The following is a 19,016-nucleotide window of genomic DNA, read 5'->3' on the forward strand; positions in this document are numbered from 1 at the left end:
CACAAGCTCGCAGGAGTCGTGTTAGTAAGCTTGTGTGTGGGGTTGGGTTGGTATATTGCTTAGCGAGGCTCTAGCGGCCTCATAGGGGCTTGCAGATTAGTTAGTGCCTGTCAGAGTGACAGCCTTATAGACATCAACCACTCTTCCACGAACGATCAGCTTTTGAGGCTTGTCCAATTCGTTGATGTAGGTGATTGGCTGTATATGTTTGATTTCCCATGCATGGGGATTGTCCCGCATCCACTCCAGAGAGCGTAGGAACGCCTTAGCGGCTCTTTCTCTTGCTGGGAGGGTCAATGTACTGGCGTGCTTCGCCATAAGGCTTAGAAGCTCTTCTGAGAAGCTTGGCGGGGTGTATTCTTGAATGTCAGCTTGGGCGTTAACAGTGTCCGTCATACAGCCACCTTAAACTTAACGCTCTCCAGCATCTTGCCTGTATCGTACAGAGGGCGGTCAAAGCCTTTCTCTGCAATAGTTCTTGGGCTGTTGTGTCCTGGGTAGTTGGCAATCGTGATCTTGATTTCTTCAGCAACTATACGGCCAAGAGTTGCCATAATGGCTCTTGCTCTACCTTTGCCTTGAATGGAAGCCTGTGCAGCAAGTTTCAGCACACTGATAATCTTCTTGATAGTCAGTTTGTCTTGCAGGGTTTCTTGCATGAAGGGGCGTTCAGGGTGAAAGCGTGTACCAAACTCGTTGTATGCAGCAACCGTAGCTACTGGCATACCATCTTCATACACAGAGTCTTCAAAAAATCCTACTTGTGTTTTAGTCTTTTGAAGCGTCTGCATTCTCTTAGCAAGATTGGCTAGCCCTTTCATGTCTAGTTTTGTTGTAATCATGGATGTTCCTTGTTGTGTTCATTAGTTGTTCCCATTGATGATTGGGTTAACGGTGATTGTCGGGCTTGCGTCTTGTTTAATGCTCATGCCTTTGAATACCCTTTCTTCAGCTTCTTTCAACTGAAGCCTTGTCAGCCTACGCATTGAGTTAGAATCAGCGTCATACATGGCGCCCTCCAGCCTATTTGTAGCTGCATCAACTAGAGCTATCTGTGTGGTGATATTAACTTCAGCATCCTGCACACGATATTCAAGTTCAGACACTTTATTCTCAACCTTAAGCACCCTCTTCTCTACAATATCTTTCTGATGAAAGCCATTACGCCATTCATACTCATCAAGTCTGCCAAAGACTATGATGGGCGTGAATGCAATGAAGCAGGTGAGTAGAAATACAGTGATGATGCCTTGTAGCCTTGTGACGGGTTTCCCTAGAATTCCCTTGTCCATAGATTGTTCCTTGTTTAACCCAGTTGGGCGCCCCCAAAGGAACGACCACTGGAGTTGGTTTTGAATTGTGAAAGCTGCTTCATAACAGCAGCCATAAAACTGTCCTTGCTACGTCCGTAGTAAAGTTCTTCTGCTGCACCAGCAATCCCGATAGCAACAGCCTTTTCAATAAACTCATCTACAGCCCCTAGCAAAAACATGTTGCCTGTATACGACACAACCACACCTTCATTAGTCTTGAACCAAAAGAAATGGTGACGTGTGCCTACTACATCAGGGTATCTACGCTTAAGCATCATGTTGAAGTGACGACCTAAACGGTTAAGGTCAACACGACCTGTCAGCATGTAACAGGCTTGGTGCTGTTCCGTGCTCTCTAATACATCAATATGTTTTCGAAGTCTTTTCAGCTTCTCTTTAACTGTCTCAGCCATACGGCCCCCTTACTGTTGGTTGTTCTTGGCCTGACGCTCTGCTTCTTTCTGCATTTCTGCACGCTCGTAATAATCACGGTGTGCAGCTTCATTAGCGTCATACGCATCTTCAACACTCATGTGAAGTGCCAAGTCAGAGAGGCTTGCTAGATCAAGCTCACTCTTGAGGATGGTGTAAATGATGTTGCTTTGACCAAAGTTCTCTGATACTCGCTCTAGGCTTCTTGGGGCCTGAACACCACCAGCACTGTAACCCTCTGGTAAACTCCAGCGCTTCTTAGTCCAAACGTTCAGGAAGTTGAAGTTGATCACCTCAACAAGCAATGCATGGATAGTGGTGTACGACAGCGAGTCATAATCCAGTGGAACGCCATCAAACGTGACATACTTCAGGAACATATCCAGCGCTTCAGCGTAATCCAGAGACATATCCTGCTCTATGGTTGCACCGTAGTTGATCAGATAGCTCATCGGGGTTCGAATACGCTCTACTGGCGGTCGCTCTTCAAGTGTCTTACCCTCAAGGAGTTCCTTAAGCGAGAGTTTTTCAGATGGTTGATTAGGTTGCTTATACATCTCGTATGGAACGTCAGGGTTTGCGAGTTTGTCAAAGAACATCAATACAGCCAACATACGGCCGTCAACAAATACGGCCTGAACTGGAATCAGTGGGAACAGTTCTTTGTTTTCCCATAGAGCTGTTTCTTGGTTAAGAATGAATGCACGTACAGCGTTATGGTACTTCTCGATAAGCAGACAGCCTTCAGTGGCTGGATGTTGCGTGATGAGGTATTGCTCACCCTCAATGGTTAGTTTCTTGGTCTTGATTGCCATGAATGTGTTTCCTTATTGGACAGTGTGTGCGGGCTTGCACGTAGGGGATGTTTCTTACTCTAGAACGTCGATATCTTCAGGCGTCATTTCAGAGCACTGAATTTCAACCTGCCAGTCATTACCACGGAAATCACCTGTATAACGAGCAGTGTTCACACGGTAATAACCTGTGATCTTGGCAGACTCAATCTTCACAACAGAACTAGGAACAATATTAGCGTCCAGGGCAGTAATCACTTGCACGCCATAACGTGCACGCTTATCGCCCTTAGGAAGTTTCAAGTATTCAGTTGTGTGAAATGGCTCATCAATCATGCCTGTATCTTCATTGATCACAGGAACATCGACAATATTTCTAGAGTTAGGACCGTTGACGTCTGTAACGTTCAACACGCCATTGGTGATATGGTATTGAAAGCCATATGCTTTGGTGAGTTTGTCTAGCTCTTCTTTGGCTGTAGCACTCAATCGGTAGCTGCCTAGGATCGGGCTATTCAGGTTTGTTCCAACGATAGAGCCACGGGCTACACCCGGCATAGACTCTCTAATGACTTCAATGACATCCCCTACTTTCTGGCCGGGGGAAAGAATACGGCTTAGGCGGCTTTGCGTTAACTCAACATAACCCTCGCCAAGCTCAATAACAGAAATAGTGTCTGTGCCATACTTAACCGTCTTACCTTTGGTCATGTTTCCAGAAGCAAGGAGCTTCAAACCATCTTTATTTTTGTATCCGACATAAAGAGAAACTTCGATGTCTTTCCTGTCCATAAGCAATTCTTGCTCAGGGTTCAGGTTGTAGATTTCTATGGAACCTGAGTTTCCATTTTTGTGTTTGGTGTCTGCTGTCTTCTCAATGTTAAACGTAATCTGAAGGGGGGCATCAACTTCTGTGCTAATCAGTTCAATACCGTCACCGTTGACGTAATCACCAATCGTGATTTTGTATTGCCTGTCATACTTTGTGTATTCGTTAATCGTCGAAACCTGTAGGGCCATATCTGTATCCTCTATGTGTAGCAAACATCCTCACAGCTACTGTGAAAGCGTTTTGCTTGTGATGGTTGGTTCTGCACTGGGCTTTGCAGAATTGTTTGCGAATCGTCTTGCAGGGCATTTTGCAGCCACAGTGCTGACATACTCGTTGTGTAATGATCATGTTTTATACCTACCTTCTTTAAGGCTGATGAACTCGGTTATGGGGGTTTGTGACACTTATGGAAACTGTACGGAAGAGCGGACATGAAAAAGGCCACACGATGGTGGCCCCTCTCAAACGTACCAAGCCCAGTACACATACAATCAACAGAGAACTCTCTTTCCTAACAACCACTATTATAGTACCACATGTTATAACATAATGCCACTAATATTTGACAAACGGTTGACAAATTGGCAAAAAAAAACTCCCGGACACATTACATGTAAGGGAGTTAGTGGAACCACTATCAATGAATCACTAGGAAACTGTATGAGCCACACAACAAAGACAAGGAGGGCAATATGTTGCATAGCTCATTGTTACATAGTAACACACAGTCTCAATCTGTCAATCGTCTATACTGTAGAAGATTCCACAGAAATGTGTGGGTGTTATGTGGGCAACCCTGAAGGCACTTGAGATGACGTACAAGGCGTCTAAAGCTGTATCGGAGGGAGACATATCAATATCCTCACAGAAGCTTCCATAGAGCCCCACATGAGGTTAAAGGCGTATGTTAACGTTTACCAACTTCACCCTTTCAAGCTTTCCAGAAAGCCCAGACATAATGTCAATTGTTTTACCCTCCTTGGCTGCTGCCTTCCTGGGCTGCTGCCTGACAACTGGCAACTTCATCATCTGGCCTTGAGGGTTAACAACCTTGTGTACGTCCTCAGCTCGTCCCCAACCTTGATAGACGAATATCCCAACTGGCGTGTCGATCATTCTATTCACATTGCAGACTATCTTATAACCAACTGACTGAAGCAGAGCGTTTACCTTAAGTGGATCTTCCATAATCCCTGTCATGTTGGTTATCTGATCCCTAACAGTAACATTGCCATGTTGCAATGATTGCTTCTCAGATTCCAAGGCACGGCGTTGGGCTTTCAACTCGTTCAACGACACAATCAACTCTTCTACATCCTCAACCTCAGCGACAGCCCTAGCCACTTTGGTAATCCTCACACTCAAATCTCTTAGCTCACCATCAATCACAACTTCACGCTTCTGACTCTCTGTCAGTATCTGCCCCTCTAAGGCGTCCTTGATGTGTTTCCAGCACGATAAATTAAACACATAAGCAATGACACTCTCTGGAATGCCTTTGCTGTTAGAGCATGCTGTGGAGCCTCTACGGGCACGGCTTGAACATTCCATTACAGGAGGCGGGATAGCTCCCTTTATCCTTTTACTGTAACTCTTTGTGTTGAAGTTCTTCCCACACTCACCACAAACAACCAACCCTGTGTATTTGTGTTTGGTTGGAACTCCCCTTGGGGAGAATTTCTCTTCCTTACGTTTCTGCACACGATAGAACAACTCAGGTTCTACGACTTTCGGATACACATTTGGTACACCTTGCCATTCACCTAGCACAGTGCGATTTGTCATCCATCGCTTGACAGTGCTAGGTGCCATCCTTACAAAACATGCACGAACTTTATCACTCTTCTCATCATTAGGAAGGGTGTTCACTTTCTCCATTATACGTTCATATACTCGACGTTCTCCCAGTCCTGCTGCATAGTCTTCAAATGCCTGTTTTATGAATGGTGCAATGCCTTCTCTAAGCGTGCCATCTGACTCAAGCCATACAGGTGTGTGACGCTTTGGTGTGACTCCAGCCACTGCAAGAGCATTACGACTTTTGTAACTGGCCTTCATACGGACACTGAGGCTTTCTGAGTAGTTGAAGGCTGCTTGCACCTTACCAACAAGAATGTAGAAGCTACCGCCCCTTAAGGACTCCTGTGTGTACACCTGATTGTCATCAAGCGTCACAAGTGACACTCCAGCATTTAATATGTCGATCAGAATCCCCGACATGATGCCCGGCTCCATACGTCCTGCACGGTCAATAGCTTCGACCAACACAACGTCGCCAGCGCCAATGGCACCCTTCTCGATTGCCTCAAGGAGTTTGCCGAAACCGCTCTTGAGGTGTCTCCCGCTACGGCCAGAGATGCCCAAGTCTTTAAACGACAGCTCACGGTTTAAGGTGAATGTAGGGTTGGCGTCGGCCCAGCGGTCTAGCATGGCTTGTTGACGCTCCAGGCTGCTACCCTTCTGCTGCTTGCCGGTACTGAAGCGGATGTAGGAATATGCGTTATTCAATTTCACCACCGTATTTGCTGGGGCTTGGGGCCGCTGGGGCCATTCTACACAGGTGTTAAGTAGATCCCCACACTGCAAACTACTGTACCCAACCGGTCTATTACGAGTTCAAGGACTTGACGGTACCCACCCTGCTGCTGATCGGCACCTCGGACACCACCGCCATCGGCAGCGATATCGCGCCGCCGGCGGTCAAGGCCAAGCTGGGCCACTACGAGGTATTGGGCAAGCAAGCCGCCCGGCTGATTCCCAGCTCGACGCTGGTGGAGTTCCCCAATCTGGGGCATGCCCCGCAGATGGAGGAGCCGGATCGGTTCCACAAGGCCCTGTTGAGCTGGCTGGACAAACCCATTCCCTGACGAGGTGTTCCATGGCGGTGCAAATAGCAATCATCGACGATTGGCAAGATGTGGCACGTGACGTCGTGGACTGGTCGGTGCTGGACAGCGTCGGCCAGGTGACGTTTCTCCATGACTATCCCGCTGACCGCGATACCCTCGCCGAGCGCTTGCAGCGCTTCGAGGTGATCTGCGTGATGCGTGAACGCACATTGTTCGACGAAGGCCTGCTGCGTCGCTTGCCCAATCTGAAGCTGTTGCTCACGGGCGGCATGCGCAATGCCGCCCTGGACCTGAAGGCTGCCGCTGAGCTGGGTATCCAGGTATGCGGCACCGACAGCTACAAGCACGCCACGCCTGAATTGACCTGGGCGCTGATCATGGCCCTGACCCGCAACCTGATGCAGGAAGCCAACGCCCTGCGCGCCGGCCTGTGGCAGCAAGGCTTGGGCGGCGACCTGCACGGCAAGACGCTGGCGATCCTCGGCCTGGGCAGCATCGGTACGCGGGTGGCGCAGTTTGGCCAGGTGTTTGGCATGCGGGTCATCGCCTGGAGCCAGAACCTCAGCGCCGAGCGCGCCGCCGAAGTGGGCGTGACGTATGTGAGCAAACAGGCATTGTTCGAGCAGGCCGATATTCTTTCGATCCACCTGGTGCTCGGCGAACGCACCCGCGGCCTGGTGGATGCCCAGGCCCTGGCCTGGATGAAACCCGAGGCGCTGCTGGTCAATACTTCCCGCGGGCCGATCGTCGATGAAACCGCCCTGATCAACGCGCTGCAGCACAAGCGCCTGGCCGGCGCCGCCCTGGACGTATTCGCCCAGGAACCTTTGCCCGCCGCCCATCCGTTCCGAACCCTGGATAACGTACTGGCCACGCCGCATGTGGGCTATGTCAGCCGACAGAATTACCAGCGGTTCTATTCGCTGATGATCGAAGACCTGCTGGCCTGGGCGGCGGGCCAGCCGATCCGGTTACTGACGCCAGCAGGCTGAACCTAGAGCATCAACACACCTTCCCTTGTGGGAGCGAGCTTGCTCGCGATAGCGGCGGATCAGTTGCAAGTTCGGTGACTGGCACACTGCTATCGCGAGCTCGCTCCCACAGGAGACATTGTGTTTTATTGGCCATTAAAACGCCTCTATACCACCCGCCCTCCAATGGTGCACCCCGCCATTCCATCGCGCACGCCGATGAAACAACGCCGTTCCCATACACCCCTCTGGTTTCAGAAAACTGCACTTCGTCGGTGCGTATCCCCCTTTGTCATGTAAGAGATTGCCGACAAAAACCGTGATTGTCGGACAATGCGACGAACCGAGCCGCACCGCTCTACGTTCTGACCTAGACTGCCTAACCGGGGGGAAAACCAACCGGTCATCCAGACGAAAAAAAGTCGAAACTTTTCGCAACGGCGACAGGTCAGGTTAGAGGTAGGGCAACCGCGACTGGTGCAGTCCTTGCACTAGTCATTGCAACAGCTCCTTCAGCTGATTCGCTTCGCCGCATTGGGTAGCCGTTCGCTTTCCTTGCGTAGCGCTTGTGCGCCTGGCCGCAGGATTTGGCCAATGAAACAACAGCTCTGGCGCTTGCCGGAAACAGATCGAGAAAATGGGAGATATTTATGATCAGTGCTGCCTTGGAACCACAACAAGTTCGTTCTCAACTACCGCCCGCGGCCGAATCGCCAACGGCACCGGTGCTGGCCACCGGCGGCAAGGCACTGCTCCCCGTCGTTCGACAGAATCCCAACCGCAAGAAAGTATTATTCGTTACCTCGGAAATCGCCGACCTGGTAAAGACCGGCGGCCTGGGCGACGTCTCCTCCGCACTGCCCCGGGCCATGGCCGGGCTGCATGATGTCCGGGTGCTGATCCCCGGTTATCCGCAAGTGATGAACAGCGGCAATCCGATCCACATCATCGGCGAACTGGGCGGTCACGCAGCACTGCCGCCCTGCAAGATCGGGCGCATGGACATGGCCGACGGCCTGGTGATCTACGTCCTGATCTGCCCGGAACTCTTTGCCCGCGAAGGCTCCCCCTACGGAGCCAACAACGGTCGCGACTGGCCCGACAACCACATTCGCTTCGCTCGCCTGGGCCTGGCCGCGGCCGACATCGCCGCCAACCTCGCGCAGATCCATTGGTGCCCGGACCTGGTCCACGCCCACGACTGGCCAGCCGGGCTGGCGCCGGCCTATATGCACTGGCGCGGGCAACGCACCCCGACCCTGTTTACCATTCACAACCTGGCCTACCAGGGCGTGGTCAGCCTGGCGTCCTGCCCGGAACTGGGCATCCCCGAGCACGCCCTGCAACAGGAAGGCATGGAGTTCTACGGCAAACTGTCGTTTCTCAAGGCCGGGATGGCGTACTCCAGCCATATCACCACCGTCAGTGCCACCTACGCCCAGGAGATCACCACTCCGGCGTTTGGCTGCGGGCTCGACGGCTTCCTCGCTGCCAAGACCCAACAAGGCTTGCTCAGCGGCATTCCCAACGGTATCGATGAAAGCTGGGACTCGGCCACCGACACCCACCTGTTCCGTCAGTTCGCCATGGGCGACTGGGAAGGCAAGGCGGTCAATGCCTCCCATGTGCGCGAACTCTTTGGCCTCGACGACTCCACTGGCCCGCTGTTCGCCGTGGTTTCGCGCCTGGTCTACCAGAAAGGCCTGGACCTGACCGAAGCGGTCGCCGAGTTCATCGTCGAGTCCGGCGGCCAGATCGCCATCATCGGCCGTGGCGAACCGGAGGAAGAACAGGCCATGCGTGAACTGGCACTGCGTTTCCCCGGACGCATCGGTGTGCGTATCGGCTTCAACGAAACCGATGCACGGCGGATGTTCGCCGGCAGCGACTTCCTGCTCATGCCGTCGCGCTACGAGCCCTGCGGCTTGAGCCAGATGTACGCCCAGCGCTTCGGCTCGCTGCCGGTGGCGCGCAATACCGGAGGGTTGGCGGACACCATCGAAGATGGCATCACCGGTTTCCTGTTCGATGAGTCCACCGCGGAAAGCTACAAACAGGCCTTGAGCCGGGCCTTCAAGGTCTTCGAGTTCCCCGACCTGCTCAACGCCATGCGCTGCCGGGCCATGTCGGCGCCGTTCAACTGGTGCAAGGCCGTGGAACCCTATGCCGAACTCTACGAACAGCTGGTGGCTAAGTCACTGGGAAAATCGGCCAGACAATGAGGTAACAATGACGTCAAGGACGCCTGAGACATGGACCCACGGGGCGGTCATGCTGGATGAAGAGCACACCCGCTTCGCCCTCTGGGCCCCGGATGCATTTTTTGTCAGTGTCGAGCTCGACACTGGAGATTCAATACCGCTACTGCCCCAAGCCGACGGCTGGTTCATGATCCAGACCCGTTGCCCCGCCGGCACCCGCTACCGCTACAACATCGATGGCGAGCTGGAGGTGCCGGACCCGGCCTCGCGCGCCCAGGCCGGCGACATCGACCGCCACAGCGTGGTGGTCGACCCGCATGCCTACTCATGGCGACACACCCAATGGTCCGGTCGCCCCTGGCACGAAGCCGTCATCTACGAATTGCACGTGGGCGCCCTGGGTGGTTTCGACGGCGTCGAACAGCATCTGGCACGCCTGGCCGGGCTGGGCATCACCGCCATCGAGCTGATGCCGTTGGCGCAGTTTCCCGGTGATCGCAACTGGGGCTACGACGGCGTCCTGCCCTACGCGCCCCAGGCCTCCTACGGCACGCCCGAACAGCTCAAGCACCTGATCGACAGCGCCCACGGCCATGGGCTGTCCGTCATCCTGGATGTGGTCTACAACCACTTCGGCCCCGACGGCAACTACCTGCACCGCTATGCCAAGGGCTTCTTCCGTGAAGACAAGCACACGCCCTGGGGCGCGGCGATTGATTTCCGCCGCCGCGAAGTGCGGGACTTCTTTATCGACAATGCGCTCATGTGGCTGCTGGAGTACCGTTTCGACGGCCTGCGCCTGGACGCGATACACGCCATTGAAGACCCGGACTTTCTCCAGGAACTGGCGACCCGGGTGCGCGAGCAGGTGGACCCGATCCGGCATGTCTGGCTGACCGTGGAAAACGAACACAACCAGGCCCACCTGCTGGAGCATGTCTACGACGCCCAGTGGAACGACGACGGACACAATGCCCTGCACGTGCTGCTGACTGGTGAGACCGACGCCTACTACGCCGACTATGCCGAGCAGCCGACCGAACAACTGGCACGTTGCCTGAGCCAGGGCTTCGTCTTCCAAGGCCATCTCAATCGCCATGGCGAAGCCCGGGGCGAGCCCAGCGGCCACCTGCCGCCGAGCGCGTTCGTGCTGTTCCTGCAGAACCATGACCAGATCGGCAACCGTGCCCTGGGCGAACGCCTGCATCAGCTCGCCGCGCCCCAGGCCCTGCAAGCAGCGACAGTCTTGTTGCTGTTATCACCGATGATCCCGCTGCTGTTCATGGGCGACGAGGTGGCGGCCGAACAACCGTTCTTGTTCTTTACCAGCCACCACGGCGAGCTGGCAGAGCGGGTGCGCGAAGGCCGACGCAACGAGTTCAAGGCCTTCACCGCCTTTGCCGATCCACAGAAGCGCGAACGCATCCCCGACCCCAACGCCGCCAGCACCTTCGAGGCGTCACGCCCAAGCCTGGAATCGCAAGGCCCGGAGCAACAGGCCAACGAGGCGCTGTATCGGCAACTGCTGAAAATCCGCCGTGAAGAGATCGTCCCGCGCCTGCCCGGTGCCCAGGCCCTGGGGACCGATGTGCTGGGCCATGGCGCCATCAGCGCACGCTGGCGGTTGGGCGATGGCAGCGTGTTGCGCATCGACTTCAACCTCGGCGACCAGCCCGTCGAACACAATGCCCCGGAAGAGGCACGCATTCTTTTCGAACATCCGCAGCAGGTCATGGGTCTGTTGCAACAGGGCGTCCTTGCGCCCTACAGCGCGCTGGTCAGTCTGACGCAGGCGACAACCTTGCCCAACATCACTGGAGAGCGCCTATGAGCGATGCGCAACTGGAAATCCTCGCCAGCCGAGCGGGCCTGGCGGTGGATTGGATCGATGCCAATGGCCGGGCCCAGAAAGTCTCGCCGGCGGTCTTGCGTTCGATCCTCAGCGGCCTGGGCCATCCGGCCGGCAGCGCCCAGGAAATCGACGCCAGCCTGCTGCAGTTGCAGGAAGCTCAACAGAACCATCAATTGCCACCGCTGATCACCGCCGACGTCGGGGTCAGCCTGGACTTGAGCCGCTACTTCGAGGCCGGGACACCCTGCGAAATCAAACTCGAAGAGGGTGCGACACTGAATTTGAACCTCGATGCCGATGCCAAGCTGCCGGGGATGGTCCCGGTGGGTTATCAGCATGTCAGCATCCAGGACCAGCATTTCACCCTGGCCGTCGCGCCGGCCCGCTGCTACAGCGTGGCCGATGCGGTGGACGACCCGACGCCCCGGGCCTGGGGCCTGAGCGCGCAACTGTATGCCCTGCGCCGCCCCGGTGACGGTGGCTTCGGTGACACCCAGGCCTTGGAGGAGCTGGCGCGGGTGGCCGGCGAGCGCGGCGCCGAGGCCATTGCCATCAGCCCGATGCACGCGATGTTCAGCAGCGACACCGGGCGCTACAGCCCCTACTCACCGTCGAGCCGACTGTTTTTCAACAGCCTTTACGCCGCGCCGGGCACCATCCTCGGTGAACGCGCGCTGCGCACCGCCATCGACGCCACTGGCTTGACCAATCAACTGCGCACCCTGGAAGAGCAGCCGCTGATCGACTGGCCGGTCGCCGCCCAGGCCAAACAGAAAATCCTGCGTGCCCTGTACGACGGTTTCAGCCAGGGTGAGCATCCGTTGCATGAGGACTTCAGCAGTTTCCGCCACACCAGCGGCGAAGCCCTGGAAAACCATTGCCGCTTCGAGGCCTTGCAGGCCGAACGCGCCGCCCGGGGGGAAAGCCTCGACTGGCGCCACTGGCCGGAAGAATGGCGCGACCCGCGCAGCCCCGCCCTGGCCCATTTCGCCGAGGAAAATGCCGATGAGATCGGCTTCTACGCTTTTTGCCAATGGTTGATCGCCCGCTGCCTGGAGCGCGCCCAGAGCGCAGCCAGATCCAGCGGCATGGGCATCGGTCTGATCGCCGACCTGGCGGTGGGTGCCGATGGCGGTGGCAGCCAGGCCTGGAGCCGGCAGAACGAACTGCTCGCCTCGCTGACTGTGGGCGCCCCGCCGGACATTCTCAACCGCTCCGGCCAAGGTTGGGGCATCTCGGCGTTTTCCCCGGAAGGCCTGGTGCGCAACGGCTTTCGCGCCTTCATTGAAATGCTGCGGGCCAACCTTGCCCATGCCGGAGGCTTGCGCATCGATCATGTCATGGGCTTGCAACGACTGTGGGTGATCCCTAACGACGCTCCACCTTGCGATGGCGCCTACCTGTATTACCCGGTAGACGACCTGCTGCGTCTATTGGCACTGGAATCCCATCGTCATCAGGCTATCGTGCTCGGCGAAGACCTCGGTACCGTGCCCGATGGCCTGCGGGACAAGCTCAGCGCCCGCTCGATCCTGGGCATGCGCGTGCTGTTGTTCGAACAGGACAACACCCACTTCAAGCCAATTCTCGACTGGCCGGACAATGCCCTGGCCACCACCAGCACCCATGACTTGCCGACGCTCAATGGCTGGTGGCACGGTCACGACATCGACTGGAACGCCCGGCTCGACCTGATCGATTCCCACACCGAAATGGACTGGCGCAAACACCGCGAGCGCGAACGCGAAGGCCTGCGCCACGTGCTGAACCAGGACCCGCAGAACTTTCGCGAAGAACACCGCGAGACCGACCAGGTGCTCGATGCCAGCGTGCGCTTCCTCGGTCACACCCGCGCACCGCTGGTGTTGTTGCCGCTCGAAGACGCCCTGGGGATCGAGGAGCAGGCCAACCTGCCGGGCACCATCGACACCCACCCCAATTGGCGTCGCCGCCTGTCCGGGCAAAGCCAGGCGTTGCTGGATCACCCGGACGCTGCCCGGCGTCTGGAAATACTCGCCTGTGCCAGGCTTCAGGCGAACGAGCGTGACCGATGAAACAGACGTTGATCCAACCCCTGCGGGCAACATTGCGCCTGCAGTTTCATAAAGGCTTTACCCTGGACGACGCCATCCCCCAGGTGCCGTACTTCGCCTCGCTGGGCATCAGCCACCTGTATGCCTCGCCGCTGCTCAAGGCGCGCGCCGGGTCCATGCACGGCTACGACGTCGTCGACCCGACCCTGGTCAACCCTGAACTGGGTGGCGAAGCCGCGCTCAAGCGCCTGGTCGCGACCTTGCGCGAGCATCGGATGGGCTTGATCCTCGACATCGTGTCCAATCACATGGCCGTCGGCGGCAACGACAACCCCTGGTGGCTGGACTTGCTGGAATGGGGTCGCCTGAGCCCCTACGGTGAGTTCTTCGACATCCAGTGGCATTCCCCCGACCCACTGATGGAAGGCCAATTGCTGCTGCCGTTCTTGGGCAGCGACTACGGTGTGGCGTTGCAGGAAGGCACCTTGCAACTGCACTTCGATGCCAGCCAAGGCAGCTTCTATGTCGAGCACTACGAACACCGCTTTCCGATTTGCCCGATGCACTACGGCGAACTGCTCAAACCCAGCGAAACCTTGCCCGCCGAGCAAACCGAATCGCTCAGGGCCCTGGCCGAGCGCTTCACCACGCTGAATTACCAGACCGATGCCCATACCCTCGCCCGCCCGTTGCAAAAAGAGTTGCAGGACCTGGCGGCGCAAGCGGGCATCCTCGCCGCCATCAACGACAACCTGAACGGCTACGACTCTACTCAACCCGAAGGCTTCGAGCGTCTGCACCAACTGCTCGAGCGCCAGAGCTACCGGCTCGCCAGCTGGCGCACGGCGGCGGACGACATCAATTGGCGGCGCTTTTTCGATGTCAACGAGCTGGGTGGGCTGCGGGTCGAACGTCCGGCGGTATTCGAGGCGACCCATGCCAAGATTTTCCAATTGATCGGCGAAGGCCTGGTGGACGGCCTGCGGATCGATCACATCGACGGCCTTGCCGACCCTCGCGGTTACTGCCGCAAATTGCGCAGGCGCGTCGATTCGCTGTCGCCGACCCGGCACCTGCCGATTTTCGTCGAGAAGATCCTCGGCGATGGCGAGACGTTGCGGCAGGACTGGAACATCGACGGAAGCACCGGCTACGAGTTCATGAACCAGGTCTCGCTGCTGCAGCATGACCCGGCCGGTGCCGCCCCCCTCGCCGAATTCTGGAGCCGGAACAGTGAGCGGCCAGCGCACTTCATCGAAGAAGCCCGCCTGGCCCGCCAGCAGATTCTCAATGGCTCCCTGGCCGGAGACTTCGAAAGCGTCGCCCAGGCCTTGCTGCAAGTGGCCCGTGACGATGTGATGACCCGCGACCTGACCCTGGGCGCAATTCGGCGGGCCTTGCAGGAACTGATCGTGCATTTCCCGGTGTATCGCACCTACATCACGCCCCTGGGGCGCTCGGCCGAAGACGAGGTGTTCTTCAACCAGGCCCTGGAAGGCGCCCGGCAAACCCTGAGCGAAGCTGACTGGCCGGTGATCGATTGCCTGGCCGGCTGGCTCGGTGGGATGCCCTGGCGGCAACGTCCGCGCGGCAACCAGCGTAAACGCTTGCGCCATGCCTGCGTGCGTTTCCAGCAACTGACCTCGCCGGCCGCCGCCAAAGCGGTGGAGGACACCGCCCTCTATCGCTCGGCGGTGCTGTTGTCACGCAATGACGTGGGCTATGACACCGAGCGCTTCAGCGCCCCGCCTCAGGTGTTCCACCACGCCTGCCTCGATCGACTCGAACATTTCCCCGACAACCTGATCACCACCGCCACCCACGACCACAAGCGCGGCGAAGACACCCGCGCCAGGCTGGCCGTGCTCAGCGAACGCGCCGATTGGTACACCGCCTGCGTGGAGCAATGGCGCATCCTCTCGCCTTCGCTGCACAGTGACCCGGCGGCGCCCTCGGCCGGGGATGAACTGATTCTGTACCAGGCCCTGCTCGGCAGTTGGCCGTTGGACCTCGACCTCCAGGACCACAAAGCCCTGGCCGCCTACAACGAGCGCCTGTGGCAATGGCAACGCAAGGCCCTGCGCGAAGCCAAGCTGCAAAGCAGCTGGGCGGCGGTCAACGACGCTTATGAGCAAGCCACCCAGATGTTCCTCGAACGGTTACTGCTGGGCGATGAGGGGTTGCCCTTGCGCAGCGCCATCGCCGAGGCGGTCCAGGCCATCGCCCCGGCGGGCGCCCTCAACAGTCTGGCGCAAACTTTGCTGCGCATGACCGTACCCGGCGTACCGGACCTGTACCAAGGCAACGAGTTCTGGGATTTCAGCCTGGTGGACCCGGATAACCGCCGTCCGGTGGATTTCCAGGCACGCCGCGAGGCGTTAGGGGCCGACAGCACGCCAGCCGCGTTGATTCGCGATTGGCGTGACGGCCGGATCAAACAGGCATTGATCGCCAGGACACTGGCCGTGCGAGCCGAGTATCCGCTGCTATGGCGCCAGGGTCGCTACCAGCCGCTGGAAGTGCTCGGCGAGCAAGCGGAGCGAGTATTGGCCTTCATGCGTGAAGACTCGCAACAACGGGCGATCATTGTTGTACCTGTCCATGCGGCGCCGTTGCTGGAAAACAGTGCCACGCCGCTGGTGGCTGCGTCGGATTGGGGCGATACCCGTGTGTCGTTACCGTTCGCCGCCGGGGATGAAAAACTGAAGGGACTTTTTTCAAGCACAACAGTCACACCCCAAAGGGAGCTGCTGATCAGCACCGCTCTGGGGAATTTCCCGGTCAATGTCTTTATCCAACCTTGAGTTGAATCAGGAGCACTGCGATGAGTACCGACGATAAACGCATTCGCGAATTCGCCTATCAGATCTGGGAGTCCGAGGGTAAGCCCGCCGGGCAGGAGAAACGCCACTGGGAGATGGCGCGCAAACTGGCCGAAGCCGAAGCGCTGGCGCCGAGCAAGCCACCCAAGGCGGCGAGCAAATCCGCGGCCAGCAAAACCGATGGCGCCAAGCCTGCTGCCGCCAAAAGCGCCACGGCCAAGACTGCCGCAAAAAACACGTCCCCCAAGGCCAAGCCTGCGGCCAAACCCTCCGCAGCGACTGCAGCAGTAGTGCCACCCGCCAACAAAACAGCGGACAAGAAGCCCCGGGCACCGCGCAAGCCGCCGGCTGTTTGATTGATCCTATCGGTCTCCTCGTCAGATGGGAGCAACGCCTGCTCGCGAAACAGGCGCCTCGATTCCAGCAGGCGCGCATTGCTGCATCGCGGGCAAGCCTTGCTCCCACAGAGAAACAACTGTTGTCCCGCATAGCGGGGACAAATCCCCTCGTCACAGGTGAAGGGTGGAACCACCCACCCCAAGTGAACCGCATCGCTGAATCTGTCTGTCTTTTGCAGGAGCAACTATGACCCGTCCAAAAAAAAACACGCCGCCGCCCGTGATCGAGGCTTCGCGGATTCGTGAAGGGCTGCCTTTTCCACTGGGTGCAACCTGGGATGGCCTCGGGGTCAATTTCGCGCTGTTTTCAGCCAATGCCACCAAGGTCGAACTGTGCATTTTCGACGATGCCGGCGAAGTCGAACTCGAACGCATCGAGCTGCCGGAGTACACCGACGAGATTTACCACGGTTATTTGCCAGATGCCCACCCGGGCTTGATCTATGGCTACCGGGTCTACGGCCCATACGACCCGGCGAACGGCCACCGTTTCAACCCCAACAAGTTGCTGATCGACCCGTATGCCAAGCAACTGGTCGGCCAGTTGAAGTGGTCGGAAGCCCTCTTCGGCTACACCATCGGCCATCCCGATGGCGACCTCAGTTTCGATGAGCGCGACAGCGCCCCGTTCGTCCCCAAGTGCAAAGTCATCGACCCTGCGCACACCTGGGGCCACGACCATCGCGTCAGCGTCCCCTGGGACAAGACCATCCTGTATGAGACCCACGTGCGCGGCCTCACCATGCGTCACCCGTCGGTGCCCGAGAACCTGCGTGGTACGTTCGCCGGGCTGATGGTCGATGATGTGCTGGAGCATATCCGCAAGCTGGGTGTCTCTTCGGTGGAACTGCTGCCCATCCATGCCTTCGTCAATGACCAGCACCTGCTGCACAAAGGCATGACCAACTACTGGGGTTACAACAGCATCGCCTTCTTTGCCCCGGACCCACGTTACCTGGCCAGCGGCAAGATCGCCGAGTTCAAGGAGATGGTCGCCCACCTGCACGAGGCCAACCTGGAAGTCATCCTCGACGTGGTCTACAACCACACCGCCGAAGGCAACGAACAGGGGCCCACCCTGTCCATGCGCGGCATCGATAACGCCTCCTACTACCGGCTGATGCCCGACGACAAACGCTACTACATCAACGATTCCGGCACCGGTAATACCCTGGACCTGAGCCATCCTTGCGTTCTGCAAATGGTCACCGACTCCCTGCGCTATTGGGCCACGGAGATGCACGTCGATGGCTTCCGCTTCGACCTGGCGACCATTCTGGGCCGCTACCATGACGGCTTCGATGAGCGCCACAGCTTCCTTGTGGCCTGCCGCCAGGACCCGGTGCTGCGCCAGGTAAAAATGATCGCCGAGCCTTGGGACTGCGGCCCCGGGGGCTACCAGGTGGGACGCTTCCCGCCGGGCTGGGTCGAATGGAACGACAAGTTCCGCGACACGGTGCGGGCCTTCTGGAAGGGCGACGACGGCCAGCTTGCCGATTTCGCCAGCCGAATGACGGCCTCGGGCGAGATGTTCAACCAGCGTGGTCGGCGTCCGTACGCCTCGGTGAACTTCGTCACCGCCCATGACGGTTTCACCTTGCATGACCTGGTGTCGTACAACGACAAGCACAACGAGGCCAACGACGAGAACAACCAGGATGGCAGCAATAACAACCTGTCCTGGAACCATGGCGTCGAAGGGCCGACGGACGATCCAGAGATCAACGCGCTGCGTCATCGGCAGATGCGCAACTTCTTCGCCACCCTGCTGCTGGCCCAAGGCACGCCGATGATCGTCGCCGGCGACGAATTCGCCCGTACCCAGCACGGCAATAACAACGCCTATTGCCAGGACAGCGAGATCGGTTGGATCAATTGGGACCTGAGCGAGGATGGCGCGACGCTGCTCAAGTTCGTCAAGCGCCTGATCAAGTTGCGCCTGACCTATCCGATCCTGCGACGCGGGCGGTTCCTGGTGGGTAACTACAACGAGGACATCGGCGTCAAGGACGTGACCTGGCTGGCCCCGGACGGCAGCGAAATGACCATTGAACAATGGCAGGACAGCCATGGTCGCTGCCTCGGCATGCTGATGGACGGCCGCGCCCAGGAGACCGGCATTCGACGCAAGGCCGGCGATGCAACGCTGCTACTGGTGGTCAACGCCCACCATGACATCGTCAACTTCCGCTTGCCGGAAGTCCCCGAGGGCAGTTTCTGGACCTGCATGGTCGACACCAACCAGCCGACCGTTCGAGGACAAGAGCGCTTCGATTTCGATTCCGAATATTCCGTCACCGGGCGCTCGCTGCTGCTGTTTGAGCTGCAACGCGAAGAAGAGGAATGAAGTACCGGTTGTAAACCGCCAGAGAGACCGCAAGGACGCGGTTTTTCGCTGCACACAGCCCAGTTTTAAGAAAAAAGTGCAGTTCAGACACACATCTCGCAAGACGAATCGGCCGACATGGTCAATACTTCACATGCGGTAGTCTCCAGGATTCGGAGCGCTGTGAATCGCA

General features: G+C 57.5%; 14 protein-coding genes and 1 pseudogene. 8 read left to right on the forward strand and 7 right to left on the reverse strand.

Translation table 11 applies throughout. From position 1 onward, the window contains the following. Nucleotides 1-96 precede the first annotated feature (96 nt). The 7 genes from BLO97_RS15060 to BLO97_RS15090 form a co-directional block, all read right to left on the reverse strand. Entirely contained in the window at nucleotides 97-396 is a 300-nt protein-coding gene (locus tag BLO97_RS15060; RefSeq protein ID WP_092346560.1) for a hypothetical protein, read from the reverse strand. Beyond that, entirely contained in the window at nucleotides 393-842 is a 450-nt protein-coding gene (locus BLO97_RS15065; protein WP_092346563.1) for a hypothetical protein, read from the reverse strand. The genes BLO97_RS15060 and BLO97_RS15065 overlap by 4 nt, the downstream gene beginning before the upstream one ends. 21 nt (nucleotides 843-863) lie before the next feature. Continuing rightward, the gene (locus BLO97_RS15070) at nucleotides 864-1,292 is read right to left on the reverse strand and encodes a hypothetical protein (protein ID WP_092346566.1); all 429 of its coding nucleotides are present in this window, start codon (nucleotides 1,290-1,292) and stop codon (nucleotides 864-866) included. Between the two features lie 14 nt (nucleotides 1,293-1,306). Next, nucleotides 1,307-1,726, reverse strand: coding sequence for a hypothetical protein (locus tag BLO97_RS15075; protein WP_092346569.1), 420 nt, complete (start codon nucleotides 1,724-1,726; stop codon nucleotides 1,307-1,309). Between the two features lie 9 nt (nucleotides 1,727-1,735). Next, nucleotides 1,736-2,560, reverse strand: a complete 825-nt coding sequence (locus BLO97_RS15080) for a hypothetical protein (RefSeq protein WP_092346572.1) — start codon at nucleotides 2,558-2,560, stop codon at nucleotides 1,736-1,738. A gap of 54 nt (nucleotides 2,561-2,614) precedes the next feature. Continuing rightward, complete coding sequence (locus tag BLO97_RS15085; RefSeq protein WP_092346575.1) at nucleotides 2,615-3,559, reverse strand: hypothetical protein; 945 nt, start codon at nucleotides 3,557-3,559, stop codon at nucleotides 2,615-2,617. A gap of 706 nt (nucleotides 3,560-4,265) precedes the next feature. After that, nucleotides 4,266-5,879: a recombinase family protein gene (locus BLO97_RS15090; RefSeq protein WP_175489849.1), complete on the reverse strand. Its 1,614-nt coding sequence runs from the start codon at nucleotides 5,877-5,879 to the stop codon at nucleotides 4,266-4,268. Nucleotides 5,880-5,965: 86 nt separating this feature from the next. On the opposite strand from BLO97_RS15090, the pseudogene BLO97_RS15095 reads away from it, so the two are divergent. The 8 genes and pseudogenes from BLO97_RS15095 to glgX all read left to right on the forward strand — a co-directional run. Then, nucleotides 5,966-6,238, forward strand: a pseudogene (locus tag BLO97_RS15095) (alpha/beta fold hydrolase); the annotation flags it as partial. Nucleotides 6,239-6,249: 11 nt separating this feature from the next. After that, nucleotides 6,250-7,212 carry a D-2-hydroxyacid dehydrogenase family protein gene (locus tag BLO97_RS15100; protein ID WP_092346580.1) on the forward strand — a complete coding sequence of 321 codons (963 nt, stop codon included), beginning with the start codon at nucleotides 6,250-6,252 and terminating at the stop codon, nucleotides 7,210-7,212. A gap of 629 nt (nucleotides 7,213-7,841) precedes the next feature. Further along, entirely contained in the window at nucleotides 7,842-9,413 is a 1,572-nt protein-coding gene (gene glgA, locus BLO97_RS15105; RefSeq protein WP_092143163.1) for a glycogen synthase GlgA, read from the forward strand. 7 nt (nucleotides 9,414-9,420) lie between these two features. Beyond that, nucleotides 9,421-11,223 (forward strand): malto-oligosyltrehalose trehalohydrolase, encoded by a 1,803-nt coding sequence (treZ, locus tag BLO97_RS15110; protein ID WP_092224191.1) that lies wholly within the window; start codon nucleotides 9,421-9,423, stop codon nucleotides 11,221-11,223. Then, the gene (gene malQ / locus BLO97_RS15115) at nucleotides 11,220-13,298 is read left to right on the forward strand and encodes a 4-alpha-glucanotransferase (protein ID WP_092346584.1); all 2,079 of its coding nucleotides are present in this window, start codon (nucleotides 11,220-11,222) and stop codon (nucleotides 13,296-13,298) included. Before treZ ends, malQ begins: the two co-directional genes overlap by 4 nt. After that, a complete protein-coding gene (locus tag BLO97_RS15120; RefSeq protein WP_092346587.1) occupies nucleotides 13,295-16,081 on the forward strand; it encodes a malto-oligosyltrehalose synthase in 2,787 nt (928 codons plus the stop codon). The genes malQ and BLO97_RS15120 overlap by 4 nt, the downstream gene beginning before the upstream one ends. Before the next feature lie 20 nt (nucleotides 16,082-16,101). Then, nucleotides 16,102-16,455, forward strand: coding sequence for a DUF2934 domain-containing protein (locus tag BLO97_RS15125; protein ID WP_092143154.1), 354 nt, complete (start codon nucleotides 16,102-16,104; stop codon nucleotides 16,453-16,455). A 229-nt stretch (nucleotides 16,456-16,684) separates the two neighbouring features. Then, nucleotides 16,685-18,844 carry a glycogen debranching protein GlgX gene (gene glgX / locus BLO97_RS15130; protein WP_092143151.1) on the forward strand — a complete coding sequence of 720 codons (2,160 nt, stop codon included), beginning with the start codon at nucleotides 16,685-16,687 and terminating at the stop codon, nucleotides 18,842-18,844. Nucleotides 18,845-19,016 lie beyond the last annotated feature (172 nt).

The sequence above is a fragment of the Pseudomonas sp. NFACC05-1 genome, from assembly GCF_900100135.1.
GTDB lineage: Bacteria > Pseudomonadota > Gammaproteobacteria > Pseudomonadales > Pseudomonadaceae > Aquipseudomonas > Aquipseudomonas fluorescens_Q.